Here is a 2,746-nt window from a genome sequence, read left to right as displayed (position 1 = left end):
GTGGATCAAGGCCATTGAGGCTGACAAGAACGCAATCTTCCAGGCTGCAGCCGTGTCGGAAAAAATCCGCGATTGGGTGATGCAGCCGGAACTGCGACCGGAGCTGGAAAAACAGGCACAGCTGGCTTTCGATAAACGCCCCCGCATGGAACAGGAGCGCGGCATTGCCATTCAGGGTATGGAACTTTCCCCTGAAGAAAAACAGCAACGTCTTGTGGAAGCCATCGAGCTTGAAGAAGCAAAGATGCAAGCTTTCCAGCCTGAGTTTATCGGCCATGAACGCAATTCTCTGCGTGTCCATACACCCCTGTTACATGAAGCAATTGAGACGGCAGAGTACCAACGCGATAGCTTTACGGTCGGAGACGAGATTACACTGAGTTATCAGACCAGTTCACCTACGGCTGCAGCTGATCTGATGAAAGCCGTTCTAGGTTCCAGCAAGGGAATGGCAAATCAGGAAACCCCTTCTCTGGCTACACTGGAGTTACAGAATTTTATCGACCTGTCTGATGAACCCGGGCAGGAAAATCCCGTTAAAAGGCTTGTTGGCCATATCCAGGAGAATGGCGAGCCTGTCCTAATCCAGATTGATATCAGCTCTGAAAATTCTGAATTGCTTGAGCGCTACAGCGCTGAGTTTCGTGCGGAACTGGCTGAACAGATCGAGCTGTCTAAAACCCGGCTAACAAACGAAATCAGGCAAAATCTAAATCTGGAGCCTCTTTATATCAGCTCCAGCAGAAACATGCTTGATCTGGTTTCAAACTTCCACCTGCCAGAAGCCGTAAAAAGCCAAAGCCCGGTATATATCCAGACGGCCAGCAGGTCGAAGAAAGCCCAGGATCAGATCAATGCTTTGATCCTGGCTTCTGGTCGTATTCTTGATGGATCCCTCCCTGAAGACAAGCTGAAGGGATTGTCAAAACTGGATATCGGACTGCCCGTTATCTCCTTTGATGACAAGGACGGGCTGCACAAGGTTTCCTTCAACGCCCTGCTTGGGGATGAGAAAAACGGACTGATCTTTGATGATGCCCGCTCCAGAAGTGAAGTCACCTTCAGCTCACGCGATGAAAAGAAGGTCCAGGAGTTAGCCCAGACTTTTATGAATGCAACACGTCTGTTCAAAGAACAGAAGCATGAACTGGAAAACCAGAACAAGCGCCAATATCTCGTTGTTCCCTTTAATGACATCGTAAAAGCAAAAGCGAACGGTGCCTTGTTCGATTTTCAGGCGCGCGCCTGGTTCGCCCCAGCTGAGGCGGATAAAGCCAAACTGGCTGAATGGATGGAACTCCCCAAAGAGAAAAGCAATGCGCTCAACAGTGCACTTGATCGGGTATCAACTCCTGGAGAATTAAACATGCAGAACGATCCTGTTTTTCTGGAAGTCCCTTTTAAAGACAAGAACCAGGTTAAAGAGCTTGGAGGCATGTGGGATCAACAAGAAAAGAAATGGTTTGTGCCTGAAGGTATAGAGCCAGCTGCTTTTGAGAAATGGCTACCGGAGAACCAGCTTGAGGCCGAAAAGCTGTTTACGTTGGTTCAACACGTTCCAGAAGAACTTGCGGACCAAACAAAAGTTACAGAAATCACAGATACACTAGAATCTATTACTGAGCATTTTCATGGCTTTTCGTTCAAGAGAGTCGATGAAAAGGGACAGGTCATAGACAACGATATCGACCTCATCATGCAAGATCTGCAAAACGGGTCAAATGTCATCATTCGACAGAAATATCAAATCAATGATGAAATCAAAGAACTGGATAGCGAGCTAAGTTTATCTCCCAAACGGGAAAAAAGTATAACTCAGTCAAAAGAAAAATCTGAAAAAATCTATCTGGTTGTTCCCTATAGCGAGAGAAACGAAGCCAAGGCCCAGGGAGCCAAGTGGGACAGAAAAGAAAAGCTCTGGTATGCGCCGGATGCCCAAAAAGCGGAAGCTCTGGCAAAGTGGTCGGCAAAAGAGCCTATTGCCAAAGCAACTGACCTCAACCCGCTTGAGGAATTTTCTCTATTCCTGAAGGACAACGGGATTGAGGTAAAAGGCACGCCAATCATGGATGGCAAGTGGCACCGCGCCTCTTTGGAAGGTGAGCCGAAAAAGCAGAATGCCTCTTATCTCGGTTATCTCGATGGCCGTGCCAATGGCCTGATCCAAAATTTCAAAACGGATGAAAAAACCAAATGGGTAGCTGTTGGCCAAGCCATGACCGAACAGGAACGCGATGTTATGAAAGCCAAAGCGGCTGAGACGAAAGCTCTCCGGGAAAAGGATCTGGCCGAAAGCCAGGACAAGGCCGCAAAGAAAGCTTTTGCGATCTGGAAAAACACCCGGGGCTGGGCAGATGAAAACAATGCCGAATACCTGAAGACTAAAGGCGTTAAGGGCTACGGCATTAAAGTAAACCAACGCGGGGATCTGGTTATTCCCTTACGGGATATGGATAACAGGATCCACTCCTTGCAGACAATCACCCCTGAAGGTAAGTTCTTTACCGAGAATAGCCGCAAGTCCGGTCTGATGCACGTGGTTGATCCGATGAAGGATCTGGAAATCACTGACCGGATTTTTATAGCCGAAAGCTACGGCACCGGGACTTCCGTATTTGAGATGACGCGCAAACCAACTGTGGTTGCGTTTGATTCCGGCAACCTCAAGGCTGTTGCGGAAGAGGTTCGCAAGAAGCATCCCAAAGCCGAAATCATCATTGCTGCAGACAATGACCACCATTTGACG

General features: G+C 48.2%; 1 protein-coding gene. It reads left to right on the top strand.

The genetic code is table 11. From position 1 onward, the window contains the following. Positions 1–2,746 (top strand): DUF5710 domain-containing protein (locus B152_RS25500; protein WP_211212219.1); only part of this gene is annotated, 2,746 nt, incomplete at both ends.

The organism is Kiloniella laminariae DSM 19542 (assembly GCF_000374005.1).
Classification (GTDB): Bacteria; Pseudomonadota; Alphaproteobacteria; order Kiloniellales; family Kiloniellaceae; genus Kiloniella; species Kiloniella laminariae.
The sequence above is the reverse complement of the archived record's forward strand: the minus strand, read 5'-3'. Positions and strand labels throughout refer to the sequence as shown.